At 64.5% G+C, this 17313-nt stretch carries 13 protein-coding genes (1 of these 13 only partly in view); 3 read left to right on the top strand and 10 right to left on the bottom strand.

All coding sequences use genetic code 11. The annotated features are described in order from the left end of the window. A protein-coding gene (locus ACFQ2F_RS03725; protein ID WP_379085885.1) for a M23 family metallopeptidase crosses the window boundary here: on the top strand, positions 1-1882 show its 3' portion. Its footprint begins 179 nt before the window's first position; the window shows 1882 of its 2061 coding nt (coding positions 180-2061); its start codon lies beyond the left edge, outside the window; it ends in the stop codon at positions 1880-1882. A gap of 81 nt (positions 1883-1963) precedes the next feature. Here ACFQ2F_RS03725 and clpB read toward each other — a convergent pair whose 3' ends face one another. The 7 genes from clpB to ACFQ2F_RS03690 form a co-directional block, all read right to left on the bottom strand. Then, a complete protein-coding gene (gene clpB, locus ACFQ2F_RS03720) occupies positions 1964-4561 on the bottom strand; it encodes an ATP-dependent chaperone ClpB (protein ID WP_379085882.1) in 2598 nt (865 codons plus the stop codon). A gap of 374 nt (positions 4562-4935) precedes the next feature. Next, complete coding sequence (locus tag ACFQ2F_RS03715; protein ID WP_379085879.1) at positions 4936-5538, bottom strand: DUF4167 domain-containing protein; 603 nt, start codon at positions 5536-5538, stop codon at positions 4936-4938. 476 nt (positions 5539-6014) lie between these two features. Further along, entirely contained in the window at positions 6015-6995 is a 981-nt protein-coding gene (gene prmC / locus ACFQ2F_RS03710; protein WP_379085877.1) for a peptide chain release factor N(5)-glutamine methyltransferase, read from the bottom strand. Then, positions 6988-8106: a peptide chain release factor 1 gene (prfA, locus tag ACFQ2F_RS03705; protein WP_379085874.1), complete on the bottom strand. Its 1119-nt coding sequence runs from the start codon at positions 8104-8106 to the stop codon at positions 6988-6990. Before prfA ends, prmC begins: the two co-directional genes overlap by 8 nt. A 39-nt stretch (positions 8107-8145) precedes the next feature. Further along, positions 8146-9297, bottom strand: coding sequence for a hypothetical protein (locus ACFQ2F_RS03700; RefSeq protein ID WP_379085871.1), 1152 nt, complete (start codon positions 9295-9297; stop codon positions 8146-8148). A gap of 217 nt (positions 9298-9514) precedes the next feature. Then, positions 9515-11773 carry a phosphoenolpyruvate--protein phosphotransferase gene (gene ptsP, locus ACFQ2F_RS03695; RefSeq protein WP_379085868.1) on the bottom strand — a complete coding sequence of 753 codons (2259 nt, stop codon included), beginning with the start codon at positions 11771-11773 and terminating at the stop codon, positions 9515-9517. A gap of 74 nt (positions 11774-11847) precedes the next feature. Next, positions 11848-13143, bottom strand: coding sequence for an aspartate kinase (locus ACFQ2F_RS03690; protein ID WP_379085865.1), 1296 nt, complete (start codon positions 13141-13143; stop codon positions 11848-11850). 187 nt (positions 13144-13330) lie between these two features. Between ACFQ2F_RS03690 and ubiG the strand changes: the two genes are divergently transcribed. Continuing rightward, on the top strand, positions 13331-14122 hold the full coding sequence (gene ubiG / locus ACFQ2F_RS03685; RefSeq protein WP_379085862.1) for a bifunctional 2-polyprenyl-6-hydroxyphenol methylase/3-demethylubiquinol 3-O-methyltransferase UbiG: 792 nt from the start codon (positions 13331-13333) through the stop codon (positions 14120-14122). A 5-nt stretch (positions 14123-14127) separates the two neighbouring features. Here the strand turns inward: ubiG and ACFQ2F_RS03680 are convergent, their stop codons facing one another. From ACFQ2F_RS03680 to ACFQ2F_RS03670, 3 genes are all read right to left on the bottom strand, one after another. Further along, positions 14128-14997, bottom strand: coding sequence for a carbon-nitrogen hydrolase family protein (locus ACFQ2F_RS03680; RefSeq protein ID WP_379085859.1), 870 nt, complete (start codon positions 14995-14997; stop codon positions 14128-14130). Continuing rightward, the gene (gene grxC, locus ACFQ2F_RS03675) at positions 14994-15296 is read right to left on the bottom strand and encodes a glutaredoxin 3 (protein ID WP_379085856.1); all 303 of its coding nucleotides are present in this window, start codon (positions 15294-15296) and stop codon (positions 14994-14996) included. The genes ACFQ2F_RS03680 and grxC overlap by 4 nt, the downstream gene beginning before the upstream one ends. 105 nt (positions 15297-15401) lie before the next feature. Further along, complete coding sequence (locus ACFQ2F_RS03670; RefSeq protein WP_379085853.1) at positions 15402-16220, bottom strand: ComF family protein; 819 nt, start codon at positions 16218-16220, stop codon at positions 15402-15404. Positions 16221-16321: 101 nt separating this feature from the next. Between ACFQ2F_RS03670 and ACFQ2F_RS03665 the strand changes: the two genes are divergently transcribed. After that, positions 16322-17248, top strand: a complete 927-nt coding sequence (locus ACFQ2F_RS03665) for a methyltransferase domain-containing protein (protein ID WP_379085851.1) — start codon at positions 16322-16324, stop codon at positions 17246-17248. The last annotated feature ends 65 nt before the right edge of the window (positions 17249-17313 follow it).

The raw sequence follows: 17313 nt of genomic DNA, 5'->3' as shown, positions 1-17313 counted from the left end.
GATGGCCAGCACCTGTCTCGCCGGCACCGTCGGCCTTTGTCTTATCGGCATCGCCGTCTACGCCTCCATGAGCATGGAGGACGGCACGGGCATGATGGATTCCATCAAGCGCGCCAGCCTGGCTGCGCTGCGCCCGATGGAGACGGCCAGCATCGCCCACGATTCGGACCAGAGCCCCACGGCGCTCAAGGGCGACCGGATCGAGACCAACTCCGCCGGCTTTGCCAGCCGCCAGCTCATTCATGAGACCGTGGTGCAGCGTCAGGGCTCCCGCGAGTTCATCACCATCAAGCCTTATGTACGGCTGGTCGTAGGACTCTCCACCGAACAGCCCGCCCACCCCGAAGACATTCCGCCCTTTAATCCCTTCAAGCTCTATTCCGACAACACCCCCATCGGGGGCGATGGTGACGCCGAGAACCAGAAGCGCTTCACCTCCAAGGTCGTGAACCTCCCCATGGACTCCTTGTCCAATGACGGCCTCGAGCTCGGCCCGGACGAAGTTCTGAGCCTCGTCGCAGAAGCGGCTGAGAACTTCGCCTACGCAGAGCGCTCCATCGACGCGTCGGAGAAGACTGCAGACGCCGCCGACGATCTGCCCGTCCAGAAGGCCTCCTACCGTCCCAATCAGCCGGTTACCTCTCTGGCAGATCAGAACCTGACCATCATCAACAAGGTGGTGGAGGACGAGGACGACGGGAAGCCGAAGCTGCTTCCGGGCACCGAGGTGAAGGCCATCGAGGTGAAGAGCGGGGACAGCCTGCTCGCCATTATCAAAAAGGCCGGCGCCGACATGTCTCAGGCGAGCGCCATCATCGCCGCCATGAAGCCGGTCTTCTCGCCCGACACTCTTCAGCCGAAGCAGGAGATCCGCTTCACCCTCGTGCCGACCCCGAGCGACACCGGCGCCATGGACGCCGTCCGGGTCAGCGTCTTCAGCGCCGACGACGAGCATCTCGCCACCGTGGCCCGCAGCATGGACGGCGACTATCTCGCCTCCGATCAGGCGGTCGATATCGCCGCCATCGAGGCCATGAAGAAGGAGCAGGAAGAGGAAGCCGACCCGAGCAAGGTCACCCTCTACAAGGCCTTCTACGAGGCGGCCCGCGAGCAGGACATTCCGGCGAACGCCATCCGCCGGCTGCTGCGCATCCACTCCTACGATGTCGATTTCAAGCAGAAGGTCCGCCCCGGCGACACGTTCGAGGCCTTCTTCGACCTTCCCGATGGCGCGGGCGAAAACGATCAGGCCGGCGGCGAGCTACTCTACACCTCCATGACGGTGCGCAACGAGACCCGCATCTTCTATCGCTTCCGCACCCCTGACGGCGTGGTCGACTACTACGATACGTCTGGCAACAGCGCGAAGAAGTTCTTGATGCGCAATCCGGTCCGCGGCGGGCGTTACACCTCAGGCTACGGCTATCGCCGTCACCCGCTGCTCGGCGGCACCCGCATGCATACCGGCGTCGACTGGGCCGCACCCCGCGGCACCCCGATCGTCGCCGCCGGCGACGGCACCGTCCAGTCGGTCGGCCGCAACGGCGCCTACGGCAACTATGTCCGCATCAGCCATTCCAACGGCTTCGACACCGCCTACGGCCATATGTCGAAATTCGCCGACGGCATGCATACGGGCGTGCATGTGAAGCAGGGCCAGGTCATCGGCTTCGTGGGCTCCACCGGCCGCTCCACCGGGCCCCACTGTCACTTTGAGGTGCTCGTAAACAACGACTTCGTGGACCCCATGACCATCCAGGTCCCCCGCGGCCTTCAGCTCACCGGCCGCCAGCTCGCCGAATTCCAGAAAGAGCGCACCCGCATCGACAACCTGATGCAGATCGACCCGATCACCACCCGCGTCGCCGACGTCAATCCGTAACAATCGAAGCTGAAACGAAAAGACCGCCATCGCCGGTGCTCGGCAATGACGGCCTTCTAACTTCGTGAGTGTGGCCTAGCCCTAAGCAGCCGCGCGGACCGTCTCGCCGTTGAACACCAGCTCGCCGTCGCGGACCGAGACGTCGACCGTCTCGCCGTCATGCAGCTTGCCTTCCAGCAGCAGCTCGGCCATTGGATCCTGCACATATTTCTGGATCACGCGCTTCAGGGGCCGGGCACCGTAGGCCGGGTCGTAGCCCTTATTGCCGAGCCATTCCTTGGCGTCGTCGTCGAGCTCCAGGGTGATCTTCCGGTCGGCCAGCAGCTTCTGCAGACGCAGCATCTGGATATCGACGATGGCGCGCATCTGATTCCGCTTCAGCCGGTGGAACAGGATGATCTCGTCCACCCGGTTCAGGAACTCGGGCCGGAAATGGGCCCGCACCACATCCATCACCTGGTCGTTGACCTGATCGGAATCCTCGCCCTCGGGCTGGTTCACCAGATACTCCGCGCCGAGATTCGAGGTCATGATGATCAGCGTGTTGCGGAAATCGACCGTGCGGCCCTGCCCGTCTGTCAGGCGTCCGTCGTCGAGCACCTGAAGCAGCACGTTGAAGACGTCCTGATGGGCCTTCTCGATCTCGTCGAACAGGATCACCTGGTAAGGCCGGCGGCGGACAGCCTCAGTGAGCGCCCCGCCCTCCTCGTAGCCGACATAGCCCGGAGGCGCGCCGATCAGCCGGGCGACGGAATGCTTCTCCATATATTCGCTCATGTCGATGCGCAGGATCGCGCTTTCGTCATCGAACAGGAACTCGGCCAGCGCGCGGGATAGCTCCGTCTTGCCGACGCCCGTGGGACCTAAGAAGATGAACGAGCCGATGGGCCGGTTGGGATCCTGCAGACCGGCGCGCGCCCGGCGCACCGCCGTGGCCACCGCCCGCACGGCCTCTTCCTGACCGACCACACGCTTGGCGAGCCCGGTCTCCATCTGGAGCAGCTTCTCGCGCTCACCTTCCAGCATCCGGTCGACCGGAACGCCGGTCCAGCGCGACACGACTTGGGCCACAGCGTCGGGGGTGACGACCTCCTGGGCCATCACGCCGCCTTCGGCCTCGGTCTCTTCGACCTCTTTCAGCTTCGCTTCCAACTCGGGGATCTTGCCGTAGGCCAGCTCGCCCGCCTTCTGAAGGTCGCCGCCGCGCTGAGCCTGCTCCAGCTCGATGCGCGCAGCATCCAGCTCTTCTTTGAGCTTCTGGGCGCCCTGCAGCTTCTCTTTCTCCTTCAGCCATTTCTGGCCGACGGTCGAAGCCTCTTCCTCCAAATTGCCGAGCTCCTTCTCCAGCTTCTCCAGCCGGTCCTTGGAGGCGTCGTCGGTTTCCTTCTTCAGAGCCTCGCGTTCGATCTTGAGCTGAATGATCCGCCGGTCGAGCTCATCGAGAGCCTCCGGCTTGGAATCCACCTGCATACGCAAGCGAGAAGCAGCCTCGTCCACAAGATCGATGGCCTTATCGGGCAGGAATCGGTCGGTGATGTAGCGATTGGAGAGCGTGGCGGCCGTCACCAGCGCGGCATCGGAAATCCGCACGCCGTGATGCAGCTCATACTTCTCCTTCAGCCCGCGCAGGATGGAGATCGTGTCCTCCACCGTCGGCTCGGCCACGAAGACCGGCTGGAAGCGGCGGGCGAGCGCTGCGTCCTTCTCAACATGCTTGCGATACTCGTCCAGGGTCGTCGCGCCCACGCAGTGAAGCTCGCCGCGGGCCAGCGCCGGCTTGAGCAGGTTAGAGGCGTCCATCGCCCCGTCGCTCTTGCCCGCGCCGACAAGCGTGTGCATCTCGTCGATGAACAGGATGATGCTGCCTTCCGCGGCCTGGATCTCCGACAGCACGGCCTTCAGACGCTCTTCGAACTCGCCGCGATATTTCGCACCGGCGATGAGCGAGCCCATGTCGAGCGCCATCACCTTCTTGTCCTTCAGGCTCTCCGGCACGTCGCCTTCAACGATCCGGCGGGCCAGCCCTTCGACGATGGCCGTCTTGCCGACGCCCGGCTCGCCGATCAGCACCGGATTGTTCTTGGTCCGGCGCGACAGCACCTGAATCGTGCGGCGGATCTCCTCGTCGCGCCCGATCACCGGGTCGAGCTTGCCCTTGGAGGCAGCTTCCGTGAAATCCTGGGTGTAGCGCTTCAGCGCATCGTAGGCCTGTTCGGCGCCAGCCGAATCGGCCGTGCGCCCTTTGCGCAGATCGTCGATCGCGGCGCGCAAGGTCGCCGGCGTAATTCCGCAACCGGAGAGAATCTTCTCTGCCTCGGTATCCTTCGCCTGGGACAGCGCCTGGAGCAGCCGCTCCACGGTCACGAAGCTGTCGCCGGCCTTGGTCGCGAGCTGCTCCGCCTCGTCCAGCACCTTCGCGGTGGCGGTGGCCATGTAGGTCTGCGCGTTTTGGCCGGACACCTTCGGCAGCTTCGAAAGCGCCGTATCGGTCCGCTCCAGCGCTTCCTTCGCATTGCCGCCGGCCCGCGTGATCAGGCCGCTGGCGAGCCCTTCGGGATCGTCGAGCAGCACCTTCAGAAGATGCTCAGGCGTGATCTGCTGATGGCCTTCGCGGACAGCAACGGTTTGTGCGGACTGGAGGAAACCCTTCAGACGGTCGGAAAATTTTTCAATATCCATAATGAATCCCTATAGGCGGATCTGGCCCTTGCTAGGCGAATTCGGCTCTCAAGGAGCGAAATCAACCTCATCGCCGCGCAGGCAGGATCAGCCCCGCCACGGCTTCTGAAACGAGCTCAGATACGCTGATAACTGTGTTTTATTAACGCAGGATATAGGGAGGGATTGGCGAGACAAAAGAGGAGCATGCGGTAACGAAGCTCCTAAGACCCTGTCTCAGCCCGGCACAAAGGCCCTTCTGCGCGGCCCCAAAGGGAAGACAGCGAGGGAAAGACGGGGTGCGGAAGGCGAGGCCGGGAGCTGCCGCGCGATGGGGCTCGCACGGCAGCCGATAGGCTGAAGGCAGAAGAACGAAGTCGGACGGGCAGCCCGGCCTAGTTGACGGCTTCTTCCGAAGCGCCCTCTTCCCGCGGCTTCGTGGCGGAAGGCTTGTCGTCACGGCCGCCATCATCGTCATGCGAGGCGTTGCGGGCCGCAGCTTTGTCGGCACCGTTGCCACGCGAACCGTCGTCGTTCCGCTTGGAATTGCGGCGCGGCTTGTCGTTCCGCGAAGACGCGGCGCGCTCCTCGTTATCAGAGCGCCTGTTGTCCGACCCTTGATTGTCAGAGCCCCTGTTATCGTCGGAGCCCCTATCATCGTCATAGGAGTCGTCGTCGTCGTCGGACTTGCCACGATAATTGTTGCCGTTGGCACCGTCGTTGGGCTGGTTGCCCTGATTGCCCTGCTGAGGCTGGGCGTTCTGGGCTGCCATGATGATCCGGTTGTAGTGCTCGGCGTGCTGGAGATAGCTCTCGGCACCTACCGAATCGCCGGACGACAGCGCATCGCGAGCGAGCGACATGTACTTTTCCGCGATATGGGCAGCGGTGCCGCGGATCTTCACATCCGGACCGTTGGACTCGTAGTTCCGTGCGAGCGGATTCTGGGATTTGCGACCGCGGCCGCGACCTCGCCTGTTCTGTTGTCCTTGCCTCATCAGCTCCCTTTATTGGTTACTGGGCGGCGCATCGCCGCCTCCTTCCCCAAACTCTTCGAACCGGTTGGCTCCCGGTCCTAAGCTTTATTCAGAGTGAGCCCTTACTCGATGGACCCCTTCGTGACGGATAGAGCGCTGCTCATCCCGTCGATCTAAAACCGCGGCGGAAGGCCGAACGAACAGCGGCAATCCAGCAAGGTGGCGGCAATACGCTTGGTTCCTTCATGCCCATCGAAAGGCAGGGAACCGAGACTGTGGAGCCGTCCCGTGCGGCAACCCAACTTCTGAGGCACAAAGCCCCATAGAGACCTGAGTCCCCGTTCTAAGAAGGGCGGTCGAGCATCTTCTAAACGTCCCGCCAGAGGCTGGCGGCCCCGGATCTAAGTTTTAGGAGTTCAGAAGATTTCCGCTCGTTGCCACTACAATCAGCGAGCGCGTCGCGCTGCAGCTGAGAGTGTTCATCCATTGGTAGAAACCTAGCCCGAAGCCGCTGCAGTTCCAAGCTCTTTTTTGCCTCGTCCCGACACTGCGCCCGACCGCCGCACCTGGCGTTTTCCGGCCAAACAGCGGGGTCTTCCGGCGAGGTCGCGCGACAGCCACACGCCCTCCTCCAGCTCCAATCCGGCGTCGCGCATGAGCGCGGCCACCGATTCGGCTTGGGTCTCGCCGATCTCGAAGAAAAGTGCCCCGCCTGGCGCGAGAATCCTTGGGATCGCCGAGAGGATTTCCCGGTAGGCAGCGAGCCCGTCCGCGCCGCCGTCGAGCGCAAGAACCGGATCGTGTTCTCGCACCTCCACCGCCAACGCGGCGATCTCATCGCTCGCGATATAGGGCGGGTTCGCCACTACGATATCGAAGGCAAGACCATCATCGGAGACAAGACCATCATCGGAGGCAAGCCCGTCGATCGGGGCCAGCCAATCACCGCAGCAGAACGCCGCCCGATCGCCCAAGCCTAGCGCCTGCGCATTCTCGCAGGCCGTCTTGATCGCATCTTCGCTGCGGTCAATCCCGACACCTGTCGCGCCGTCGATCTCGGCCAGCAAGGTCAGCAAGATCGCACCGCTCCCCACCCCGAGATCGAGAATGCGCGGAGCACCCTTCGCAAGCGGGCTCTTGATCACCGCCTCGATCAGCGTCTCCGTGTCGGGCCTGGGATCGAGGGTCCCTTCGCTTAAGGAGAAGGAGCGGCCGTAGAACTCGCGAGAGCCGAGAATCCGCGAGACCGGCGCCCCGGCTTCCCGGCGCGTGACGAAGTCGGCGAAGCGCTCAGCGGCGGTATCGATCAAACTGTGGTTGGGGTCCCGGATATAGTCCTCCGGGCCGATATTCGCGCTGGCAAACAGCAGAAGCCGCGCATCGAGCATCGCGGTCTCGACACCGCTCGCTTCAAGCCGCCTCGCGGCAGCCGGAACCGCTTCCCGAAACGTCGCCCCCTGAAACGGCGGCTTAGCCATTGACGGCGTCCGGTTCGGTGCCCGCCGCCACCTGATCCTGCATCTCCGCCAAGAGATCAGCCTGATGCTCGGTGGTCAGGGCATCCACGATCTCGTCCAGCCCTTCGCCGGCGAGCACCAGCTCCAGCTTGTGCAGGGTGAGGTTGATCCGGTGATCGGTCACCCGGCCTTGCGGGAAGTTGTAGGTCCGGATCCGCTGGGACCGGTCGCCCGAGCCGATCTGGCTCTTGCGGTCGGCCGCACGCTCCGATTCCTGGCGCATCCGCTCAGCATCGTAGAGCCGCGAGCGCAGCACCTTCATGGCCTTCGCCTTGTTCTTGTGCTGGGACTTCTCGTCCTGCTGGATCACCACGATGCCGGTCGGGATATGGGTGATCCGCACCGCGCTGTCGGTGGTGTTCACCGACTGGCCGCCCGGGCCGCTCGCCCGGAACACGTCGATCCGCAGATCCTTGTCCTCGATCGCCACATCGACCTCTTCGGCCTCGGGAAGCACGGCCACCGTCGCCGCTGAAGTATGGATCCGGCCTTGGGTCTCCGTCTCCGGCACACGCTGCACCCGATGCACACCGGATTCGAATTTCAAATGGGCGAACACGCCCTTGCCCGAGATGCTGGCGATGATTTCCTTGTAGCCGCCGGTCGCCGATTCGCTTGCCGAAAGGATGTTGATCTTCCAGCCCTTCTTGTCGGCGTAGCGCTGATACATGCGGAACAGATCGCCGGCGAACAGCGCCGCCTCGTCGCCGCCCGTGCCGGCGCGCACTTCCAGGATCGCGTCCTTCTCGTCGGCTGCATCCTTCGGCAGGAGCTGCAGCTTCAGCTTGTGCTCAAGCGTGTCGATCTTCTCCTCGAGCTCTTCCTTCTCGGCCTCGGCGAGCTCGATCATCTCCTTGTCCGAAGAGGGATCGTCGAGGAGCTGCTTCAGCCCTTCGTACTCGCTCTCGGCCGCGCGCATCTCCTTGATCGTCGCCACGATGGGGTCGATCTCGGCGAACTCTCGCGACAGGCGCACGAAGGTTTCCTGGTCAGGCCCGGTGGCGAGCGTATTCTGCACGTCCTCCCAGCGGGAGACGAGCTTGTCGAGCTTATCGGATTGGATCGCGGTCAAGAAGAAGGCTCTAAATCAAGGCCTGGCAGCGAAGCCTGGCTATTGCGGCATGTCTGGCACAGGCAGGCGGTCGCTCTTGCGGCTCTGCGGATCGTTCGGATCCATCGGCTCGTCCGGTGCGGGCGCTTCCCCAACGGTCCCGGTGCTCTGACCGGCATCCTGCTGCGGTGCGCCACCGGTCCCGAACAGCGAACCGACCTGGCTGAACAGAAGCCATAGAACGAAGATGGCTGCCAGCACAATGACGATCATCGCGATCGCCTTCTTCAGGCGGCTGCTCTTCTTCTCGTCCTTGCCCGGCATCGCCGCCTCGGACTCAGCCGCGTATTCCGGCTCCGGATAGACGGCATCCTGCGGCGGAGGGGGCGGTGGCGCGGCCTGCCCCGGCGGGGGCCGCATCGGCTGACCGCCCGGAGGCGGTGGCTGCTGCCCCGGCGGAGGACGGAATTGGCCACCCGGCTGGGGCCGGCCCTGGGGCGCGCCAGGAGGCGGCTGCTGCGGGCGATATTGCGGCGGCGGCCCGCTGGGGCGTCCACCCTGCTGCGGCCGCTGCCCCGGAGGCGGACCTCCCGGTCCCGGCGGACGCGGCGCACCGGGCTGGCCGGGCATCCCTTGTTGGCCAGGCATTCCTTGCGGCGGGCGCTGACCTGGCGGCATTTGCGGCCGAGGGCCACCTTGCGGCGGCGCACCTCTTTGGGGTGCGCCGCCAGGGCCGAAATTCGGCTGCTGTGGCGGCGGGCCTTCCGGCTGCCCGTAACCACCCTGCGCGGGCTCGTCGTAAGGCGACGGCGAATCGGGATAGAGCCCGTTGCTCGGCTGCCCCGCCGGCGGACCTGAAGCCATCGGCTCCTCGTCCACCGGGGGCTCCGGCGCGTAAGGATTGTTTTCGGAGAAATCGAGCGGCGGCGGATTTTCCGGCGGCATCTCCTCCGGGATCACACCAGCCTCGACCTGAGCGTAAACGCGCCGCAGCAGCGGCTGCACGTCGAGATTCAGAAGCTCGCCATAGCCCGAGACGACACGCGACGTCTCCGGCCAGGGCGGCAACGCGTAAAGCGTCCCCTGCTCAAGGGCCTGGACGACCTCAACCTGTGTGGAGAGCCGATTTGCGAGCTGCGCCTCGTCGAGATTGCTGGCGAGACGGAGATCTCGAAACAGCTCTGCCACCTCCGCATCAAACCCGGCGGGCATTTCGCGAATCCCGTGAATATGCAGGCGTGGCCCAACGGGATCGCCCAAATCCGGCCTCGTCGGAGCGCAACGCGTCCCGAGCAGCCGAAGGCAACCGATCCCAAATCCTGCGTAGTTTCATTAACACAAACCTATCGACCCGGCTTTTGCAACCGCTGTACGCCGGGGGTTTTGCCTCTCTCCCCGTCAACTAAGCACAGGTTACCGCTGCCTCGCACTAAACCTGCACACCCTTTTCAACTGCAAAAGCCTTCAATTGGTCCCTTAAGTCCCCAGAATCTTCGTCCAACAAGGTTAGGAGCTTCTCAGCCGTCTCGCCGACATCGAGGGAAAGAATCATTGCCTTCACCGGTCCGACTGACGCCGGTGCCATGGAGATGGACCGGAATCCGAGCCCGATCAGCGCCATGGCTTCGAGCGGCCGGCCCGCCATCTCGCCGCAAAGAGTGATCGGCACGTCGTGGCGTTTGCCCGCCAGAACGATGAAGCGCAAGGCCCGCAAAGCCGCCTTGTTGAGATTGTCGAAGCGCCCGGCGACCTTCTCGTTGGACCGGTCGGCGGCGAACATGAACTGTAGAAGATCGTTGCTGCCGACGGACACGAAATCCACCAGCGGCATCACCTCATCGAGCTGCCAGAGCAGCGCCGGGACCTCAACCATGGCGCCGATCAGGAGCTTCGACGGCTCCTGCTTTCCGTGACGCTTCAGTATCCCGAGTTCCTTGTGGATCAGCGCCTTCGCCTCGGTGAGCTCGGCGACATCGGCGATCATGGGAAGCAGAATGCGCAACTCGCGCCCCGCCGCACCGCGCAGCAACGCCCGGATCTGGGTGCGGAACAGGGCCGGCCGGTCGAGCGCCATGCGGATGGCGCGCCAGCCCAACGCCGGATTTTCTTCCTTCACCGCCTGAAAATAGGGGAGCACTTTGTCACCCCCCACATCGAGGGTCCGGAAGACAACGGGCTTGCCGCCAGCGGCATCAAAGATCGCCTTGTACATCCGCGTCTGCTGATCGAGCCGCGGGAAGGTCGAGGAGATCATGAACTGAAGCTCGGTGCGGAACAGGCCGATCCCGTCGGCGCCCGATTCTTCCAGATGCGGCAGATCGAACAGCAGCCCCGCATTGATGTTGAGGGAGATCTTCACCTCGTCCAGCGTGACCGCAGGCACCGAGCGCAAGGCTGCGTACTGCGCCTGCCTGCGGGCGCGGAAGCGCACCTTGTCCGAATAAGCCTGAACGACCTCCTGGGTCGGGCGGATATGCAGCTCGCCGCCATCCGCATCGACGATGGCAGCATCCCCCGCCTCGACGGATTCCAGAATGCCTTTTGCCTGGCTGACCGCCGCAATGCCCAATGCGCGGGCGACGATCGCAACATGGCTGCCCGACCCGCCTTCGACCAAGACGAGGCCGCGCAGCTTCTCCCGGTCGTAATCCAGGAGCTCGGCCGGCCCCATATTGCGGGCGATGAGAATCGTATCGTGGGGCAGGTTGCCGGAGGCGGCCGTGCCCGTCCCGCCGGAGAGCAGCCGCAGCAGCCGGTTCGAGAGATCGTCGATATCGTGCAGCCGGTCGCGGGAATGGGCATCGGTCTGGCGAAGCATGCGCGCCCGCGTGTCGTTCCGCACGCGCTGCACTGCCGCTTCGGCCGTCAGACCCGTGTGCAGCGCTTCCTCCAGCCGGCGGCGCCAGCCGCGGTCGGCGGCAAACATGCGGAACGCTTCCAGCACCTCGCGATGCTCGCCCGCGCGCGCCATGTCGCCCCGCTCCAGCATGGCGTCGATCATGCCGGTGAGGTCGTCGATCGCCTGGTCCAGACGCCGCTGCTCCAGCTCCACATCCTCGGCGATCAGCTTGGTCACCAGAACCGGCGGCTCGTGCAGCACCACATGGCCGAGCGCCACCCCTTCCGAAAGCGGCAGCACCCCGTAGCGCAGCGCATCGTCCCGCTCCCCGGCCCCGACATCGTCGTTCGTCAGCATGCCGCTCGAGGCCAGCATTTCAGCCAGGACCATCGCCGTGGTCTGAAGCGCCTCTACCTCCTCATCGGTGTATTGCCGATGGGTGCGGTTCTGCACGGTCAAGACGCCGATAGCGTGGCCGCCCCGCAGGATCGGCACGCCGACAAAGGAGTGATAGATTTCTTCGCCGGTTTCCGGGCGGTACGAGTAGGCCGGATGGCTCTGGGCATCCGGAAACTGCATCGCTTCCGCCTCTTGCGCGATCAGACCGACCAAACCTTCGCCACGTTTCAGATGGGTGCTGTGGACGGCGCGCTCTTCCAGACCTTCCGTCGCGACCAGCTCAAGCGAATCGTCCCGCCGGCGCAAATAGAGCGAGCACACCTCGGCCACCATGTTGGAGGCGATCAGCACCACCACCTTGTCGAGCCGTGCCTGCGCGCTCTCATGCTCCGCCATCACCTCGCGGAGGCGACGCAGCAGCTGTCTTGGTGCGCTCACTGAAAGGACCATAGCAACATTCCTCGCCGGCGCGCCTGCGCCCGCGACATCATCCTAGCAAGATCGACACGCCGCGCGGTGCGGAGCTAGCGGCTGTCTAGATCGAATAGCGTGTGCAAGGTCCGTACCGCCAGCTCAGCATAGGCGGCATCGATCAAAATGCTGATCTTGATTTCCGAGGTGGAAATCGCCTGGATGTTGATGCCCTTTTCGGAAAGCGCGTTAAACATCCGTGCGGCCACGCCGGCATGGCTGCGCATGCCGACGCCGATCGCGGAAACCTTGGCGACATTCGTCGCGCCGTCGAGATCGCCGTAGCCGATCTCGTCCTTCTCCGAGCGTAGCACGTCGAGGGCTCGGTCCAAGTCGGCGCTCTGCACTGTAAACGTGAGGTCCGTGTAGCGGCCGTCCTCGGAGACGTTCTGGACGATCATGTCGACATTGATGTTCGCCTCGGCGAGGGGACCGAACACCCGCGCCGCGACGCCCGGCTTGTCGGCCACCTTGATCAGGGTCACCTTCGCCTCATCCGGCGCATACGCGATACCGCTGACGACTTTCTGCTCCACGATCTCATCCTCCTCGCACACCAGCGTGCCCAGCTCCGCAAGATCGGTATCTGCATCCAGATCGGCTTCCGCGAAGCTCGACCGGACCAGGACCGGCACGCTGCGCTGCATCGCCAGCTCCACCGAGCGCGTCTGCAGAACCTTCGCCCCTTGCGAGGCCATTTCTAGCATTTCTTCGTAGGAAATCCGGTCCATCCGCTGCGCCTGGGGCACGATGCGGGGATCGGTCGTGTAGACGCCGTCCACATCCGTATAGATGTCGCAACGATCCGCATCGAGCGCCGCGGCAAGCGCCACCGCCGAAGTGTCGGATCCGCCCCGTCCCAGCGTAGCGATGCGGGCGTCCGGCGCGATGCCCTGGAAGCCCGCCACGACGGCGACCTCGCCGTCAAGGACTTGGCCCTTGAGTGCCGCGCCTTCGATCCCGGTGATCCGCGCTTTCGCGTGCACCGGATCGGTCTTGAGCGGAATCTGCCAGCCCTGCCAGGATCGCGCCCGCACCCCCAGCGACTGGAGGACCAGCGCCAGAAGCCCAGCCGTCACCTGCTCGCCGGACGACACCACGGCGTCGTATTCGCAGGCATCGTAGCCGCGGGACTCGCTGTTGCCGTTTCCATTCGACCCGGCCTCTTGAGCACGCGCGGCCTCCTCGACCCAGGCGATCAGCTGGTTCGTCTGCCCGGCCATGGCCGAAACCACCACCGCGCATTTATGGCCGGCGTCGATCTCCCGCTTCACGTGGCGGGCGGCATTCCGGATCTTGTCGATATCGGCGACCGACGTGCCGCCGAATTTGAGCACTAGCAGGGCCATAGCCCCTCCCGAGCGGCGCGTTTCATCCGCTCGCCCCAAGCAATGAAAGGGCCGGCCCCTCACGGGCCGGCCCGAATGATGTCCATAGACTGGTCGTCTTCATACTGATTGACGGTTTGCCCCGCAACCGAAGCCGTACGCCCAGGTTAAGCGTCTTTTGCGCCCTAAGGGGGTGGCCGCTTGACAGATGGCCGGGGCCGACGGCCAATGGCTTATGGCCTCGCAGCACACAGAAACCGCCGGCAGCCGCTCCAGCCTCAACGAAGAAGAGGTCCGCCGCTTCGCCGAGCTGGCCGAGGAATGGTGGGATCCGGACGGTCCCTTCAAGCCCCTCCACCGCATCAATCCGGTGCGCCTCGGCTATCTACGGGATCGGCTCTGCGAGATCTTCGGACGCGACCCAAACACGGCGCGGAGCCTGGATGGCTTGCGCATTCTCGATATCGGCTGCGGCGGCGGTCTCATCTGTGAGCCTCTGACCCGCCTGGGCGCCACCGTGACCGGCATCGACCCGGCCCATGAGACCGTCGCGGTCGCCCGCACCCATGCAAGCGGCGCCGGCCTCGATATCCTTTACGAGGCCACCACCGCCGAAGAGCTGCTCGCCCGCGGTGAGCAGTTCGACGCCGTTCTCGCACTCGAGGTCGTGGAGCATGTCGACAACGTGCAGGCCTTCGTCGATACCGTTGCGGGGCTGGCGAAGCCCGGCGGCGCGGTGATCTTCTCAACCATCAACCGAACCATGAAATCCTATGCGCTCGCCATCGTGGCCGCGGAATACATCCTGCGCTGGGTCCCCGCCGGCACCCATCAATGGGACCGCTTCGTCACCCCCGGAGAGCTGACAGGCGCCTTCCGGGCTGCCGGCCTTACGCCCACCAATGAGACGGGGCTGATCTACAATCCGCTCACCGACGAGTGGCGGCTGAACCCGGACACGGATGTGAACTACTTCGCGACCGCCACCAAGCGCGCCTGATCCGATTAGCTATCGGCAGGCCCCCGCGCTTCGCCGGCAATCTCCACCTCGAAATCCTTGCCGCCGGACAGCGACGGAACGGCCGCGCGGGCATGGACCACAAGCGATGGATCGATATCGGCGATCAGAATCTGCGGCGCCTCTCCGGCCTCGGCCAAAACATCCCCCCAGGGTGAAACGATCAGGCTGTGGCCGTAGGTCCAGCGGCCCATCTCGTGAAACCCGCCCTGGGTCGCGGCAAAGACGAAACAGCCGGTCTCGATGGCTCGCGCCCGAACCAGGGTGCGCCAGTGGGCCCGGCCCGTCTCTCGCGTGAAGGCGGACGGAATGGCCAGGAACGACGCCCCGGCTTGTGCCAGCGCGCGATAGAGCGCCGGGAACCGCAGATCGTAGCAGATGGAAAGCCCCAGCTTGCCCCAGGGCAGCGAGGCCAGAACAGCCTTGGAGCCCGGTCGGTAGGCCTCCGATTCCCGGTAGACCTCGCCGTTGGGCAGGTCCACGTCGAACATATGCATCTTGTCGTAGCGCGCGGCGATCTCGCCTGACGGCGCGATCAGGAAGGACCGGTTGGCGAGCTTGTCCGCCGCCACCTTGATCGCGATGGATCCGACATGCAGCCAGACACCGAGCTCCTTGGCGAGCCCTCGCATGCGGGCGACGGCCTCGCTAGCCTCCTCTTCGGAAGCCTGCGCGAGCGCCAACGGCCGGTCGAGCTCCATCAGCGCCGTATTCTCAGGCGTCTGGATATAGACCGCGCCCTGATCCGCCGCTTGTCGGATCAGCCGCTCGGCCATTTCAAGATTTGGAGGAATGCTGCGCCCACAGCGCAGCTGAACCAGAGCGGCCCGGAAACGCTCCGGGGTCTCGCCGCTCATACCTTCGCCGAATCCTCGGCAAAGACGGACGCCTGTTCCGGCTCGGCGTCGAGCCAGTCCTCAAGCTTGCCGTCGCGGTCCAAGGTGGCGAGGTCTTGATACCCGCCCACGTGACGCTCGTTGATGAAGATCTGCGGCACCGTACGCTGTCCGCCGGCCCGCTCCGTCATCTGCTCGCGCAGATCCGGATCCCAATCCACCGGGATTTCCTCGAAATCCAGCCCCTTGCTCATCAGAAGCTGCTTTGCCGCGCGGCAATAGCCGCAAAGCTGCGTCGTATAGAGGGTAATACGCGCCATACCCTGGTCCCTCATCGGTTTTCTGCTTGGTTGGCCAAATCAGCCTGCATCAGCTGCGATCAGTCTCATCTCGAAGAAGGCAATATGAAGTTAAAGCGCCATACGTTAGAGCGCCCAAGCCGTCGGCTCGACCGCCCTCGCTAGCGCCAGGGCGTCGACCCTGGCCGCGCCTGCCTTCCGCAAAACCCTTGCACAGGCTTCGATCGTAGCACCGGTGGTAATCACGTCGTCGACGACCACGACGGACGCCCCTTTCAAAGATTCCGTGCGTTTGGCGTCAACGCCGAATGCCCCGGAAACGTTCCGGCGGCGCTGATCGGCGCTTAAGCCCACCTGACTCATGGTCTTCCTGGTCCGCTTCAGAAGCGTGACCTCGGCCGGCACACCGGAAAGACGCGCTACCTCGCTCGTCAGCAGGGCCGATTGATTGAACCGCCGCGACCAGAGCTTGGAGCGGTGGAGGGGCACGGGTATCAGCAGATCCGCATCGGCGAGGATGTCGGAACCGGCCTGGGCGAGCCATCGTCCGAACAGTGGCAGCCCTTCCTGCCGATCCCGATATTTGAAGCTTTGGATCAGTTCCCGCATGGTCGTCGTATAGCAGGCCGCGGCTCTTGCCCGGTCATAGGCCGGCGGATCGGCCATGGCGGCGGCGGACAGCATCACCTCGCCCGTCTCGAAGGGAAGCGGAATGCCGAGCCGGTCGCAGATGGGAGACGTGATGAAATCGATTTTCGACCAGCAGGCCCCGCAGAGCTGGCCGTGGCGGTCGATGGAGGTACGGCAGCCAATGCAGACCGGCGGCAACAGGAGATCGGCCACCGCGTCGAAGACGGCGCGAAACGGCGCGGTGAGGCCGCCGCTTGCCGGCCACGGCGCCGATCGCGGTGCGACCCGCCCCTCATCTGCCGATACATCACTCATGACTGGCGAGGATGCTATATCCGCCGCTTCAGACGACCAAGCACTCTGCGCTTATCTGGCGCACCAGCCAGTGAGGCAAACTCCATGAGGGATCCGGCACCATGAGCGATCCGGCCCGCCTGTTCGACCGCGGTCTTCTGCGCCAACGGCGCGACCGGCATGCAGGCGTTCACGCCCGCCACGACTTCCTCTTCGCCCATAGCGCCGAAGAGATCGCCGGCCGGCTCCAGGCTATCCTGCACGACTTCCCGCTCGCCCTCGATCTGGGCGCCCATCAGGGACGCCACGGCCGCGGAATTGCGGACAATCCGAAGATCGGTCAGGTGATTTACGGGGAGCTGAGCGAGAAGCTCGCCCGCGCCTGTCCCCGGCCGGCGGTCGTGTGCGACGAGGAGCGGCTGCCATTCGCCGACGACAGCCTCGATCTTGTCGTTTCGGGCCTCGCCCTCCACCACGTCAACGACCTCCCCGGCGCCCTTATCCAGATCCGCCGCGCCCTAAAGCCGGACGGACTGGTCATGGCGAGCCTGCTGGGAACGCGGAGCCTGGAGGAATTGCGGGAGGTGCTGATCGTCGCCGAGGCGGAAGAACAAGGCGGCGCCAGCCCGCGCATCGCGCCCTTCCCCGATATCCGGGAGGCAGGCGCGCTTCTCCAGCGGGCCGGGTTCGCACTTCCCGTCACAGACACAGAGACCCTGACCGTGAGCTATGAAAGCCTCGCCGATCTCCTGAACGAGATCCGTGGCATGGGCGCGGCGAACGTCTTGAACGAGCGGCGCCGCACACCCCTCCTGCGCCGCACCTTGCGCCGCGCGGAGAACATCTATCGGGAACGCTTCTCGCTGCCCGATGGCCGCATCAAGGCCAGCTTCGAGATCATCTATCTGAGCGGATGGGCGCCAGCACCGACACAGCAGAAGCCGCTCAAGCCGGGCAGCGCCAAGCAGCGGCTATCAGATGCGCTGCAGACGGAAGAAAAGCCGGCTGGCGAAAAGGCCGGCTTCCACAGTCCAAGCGAGGAAAGCTAAAACGGAAATAGCCGAAATGAATGGTGCTTACGCCAGCACCGCTATGAGAGCTTCAACCACGGCCT

This window comes from Methyloligella solikamskensis (assembly GCF_042676065.1).
Taxonomy (GTDB): domain Bacteria; phylum Pseudomonadota; class Alphaproteobacteria; order Rhizobiales; family Methyloligellaceae; genus Methyloligella; species Methyloligella solikamskensis.
Note: the sequence above shows the minus strand (reverse complement) of the source record. Positions and strands in the feature narration are given on the sequence as shown.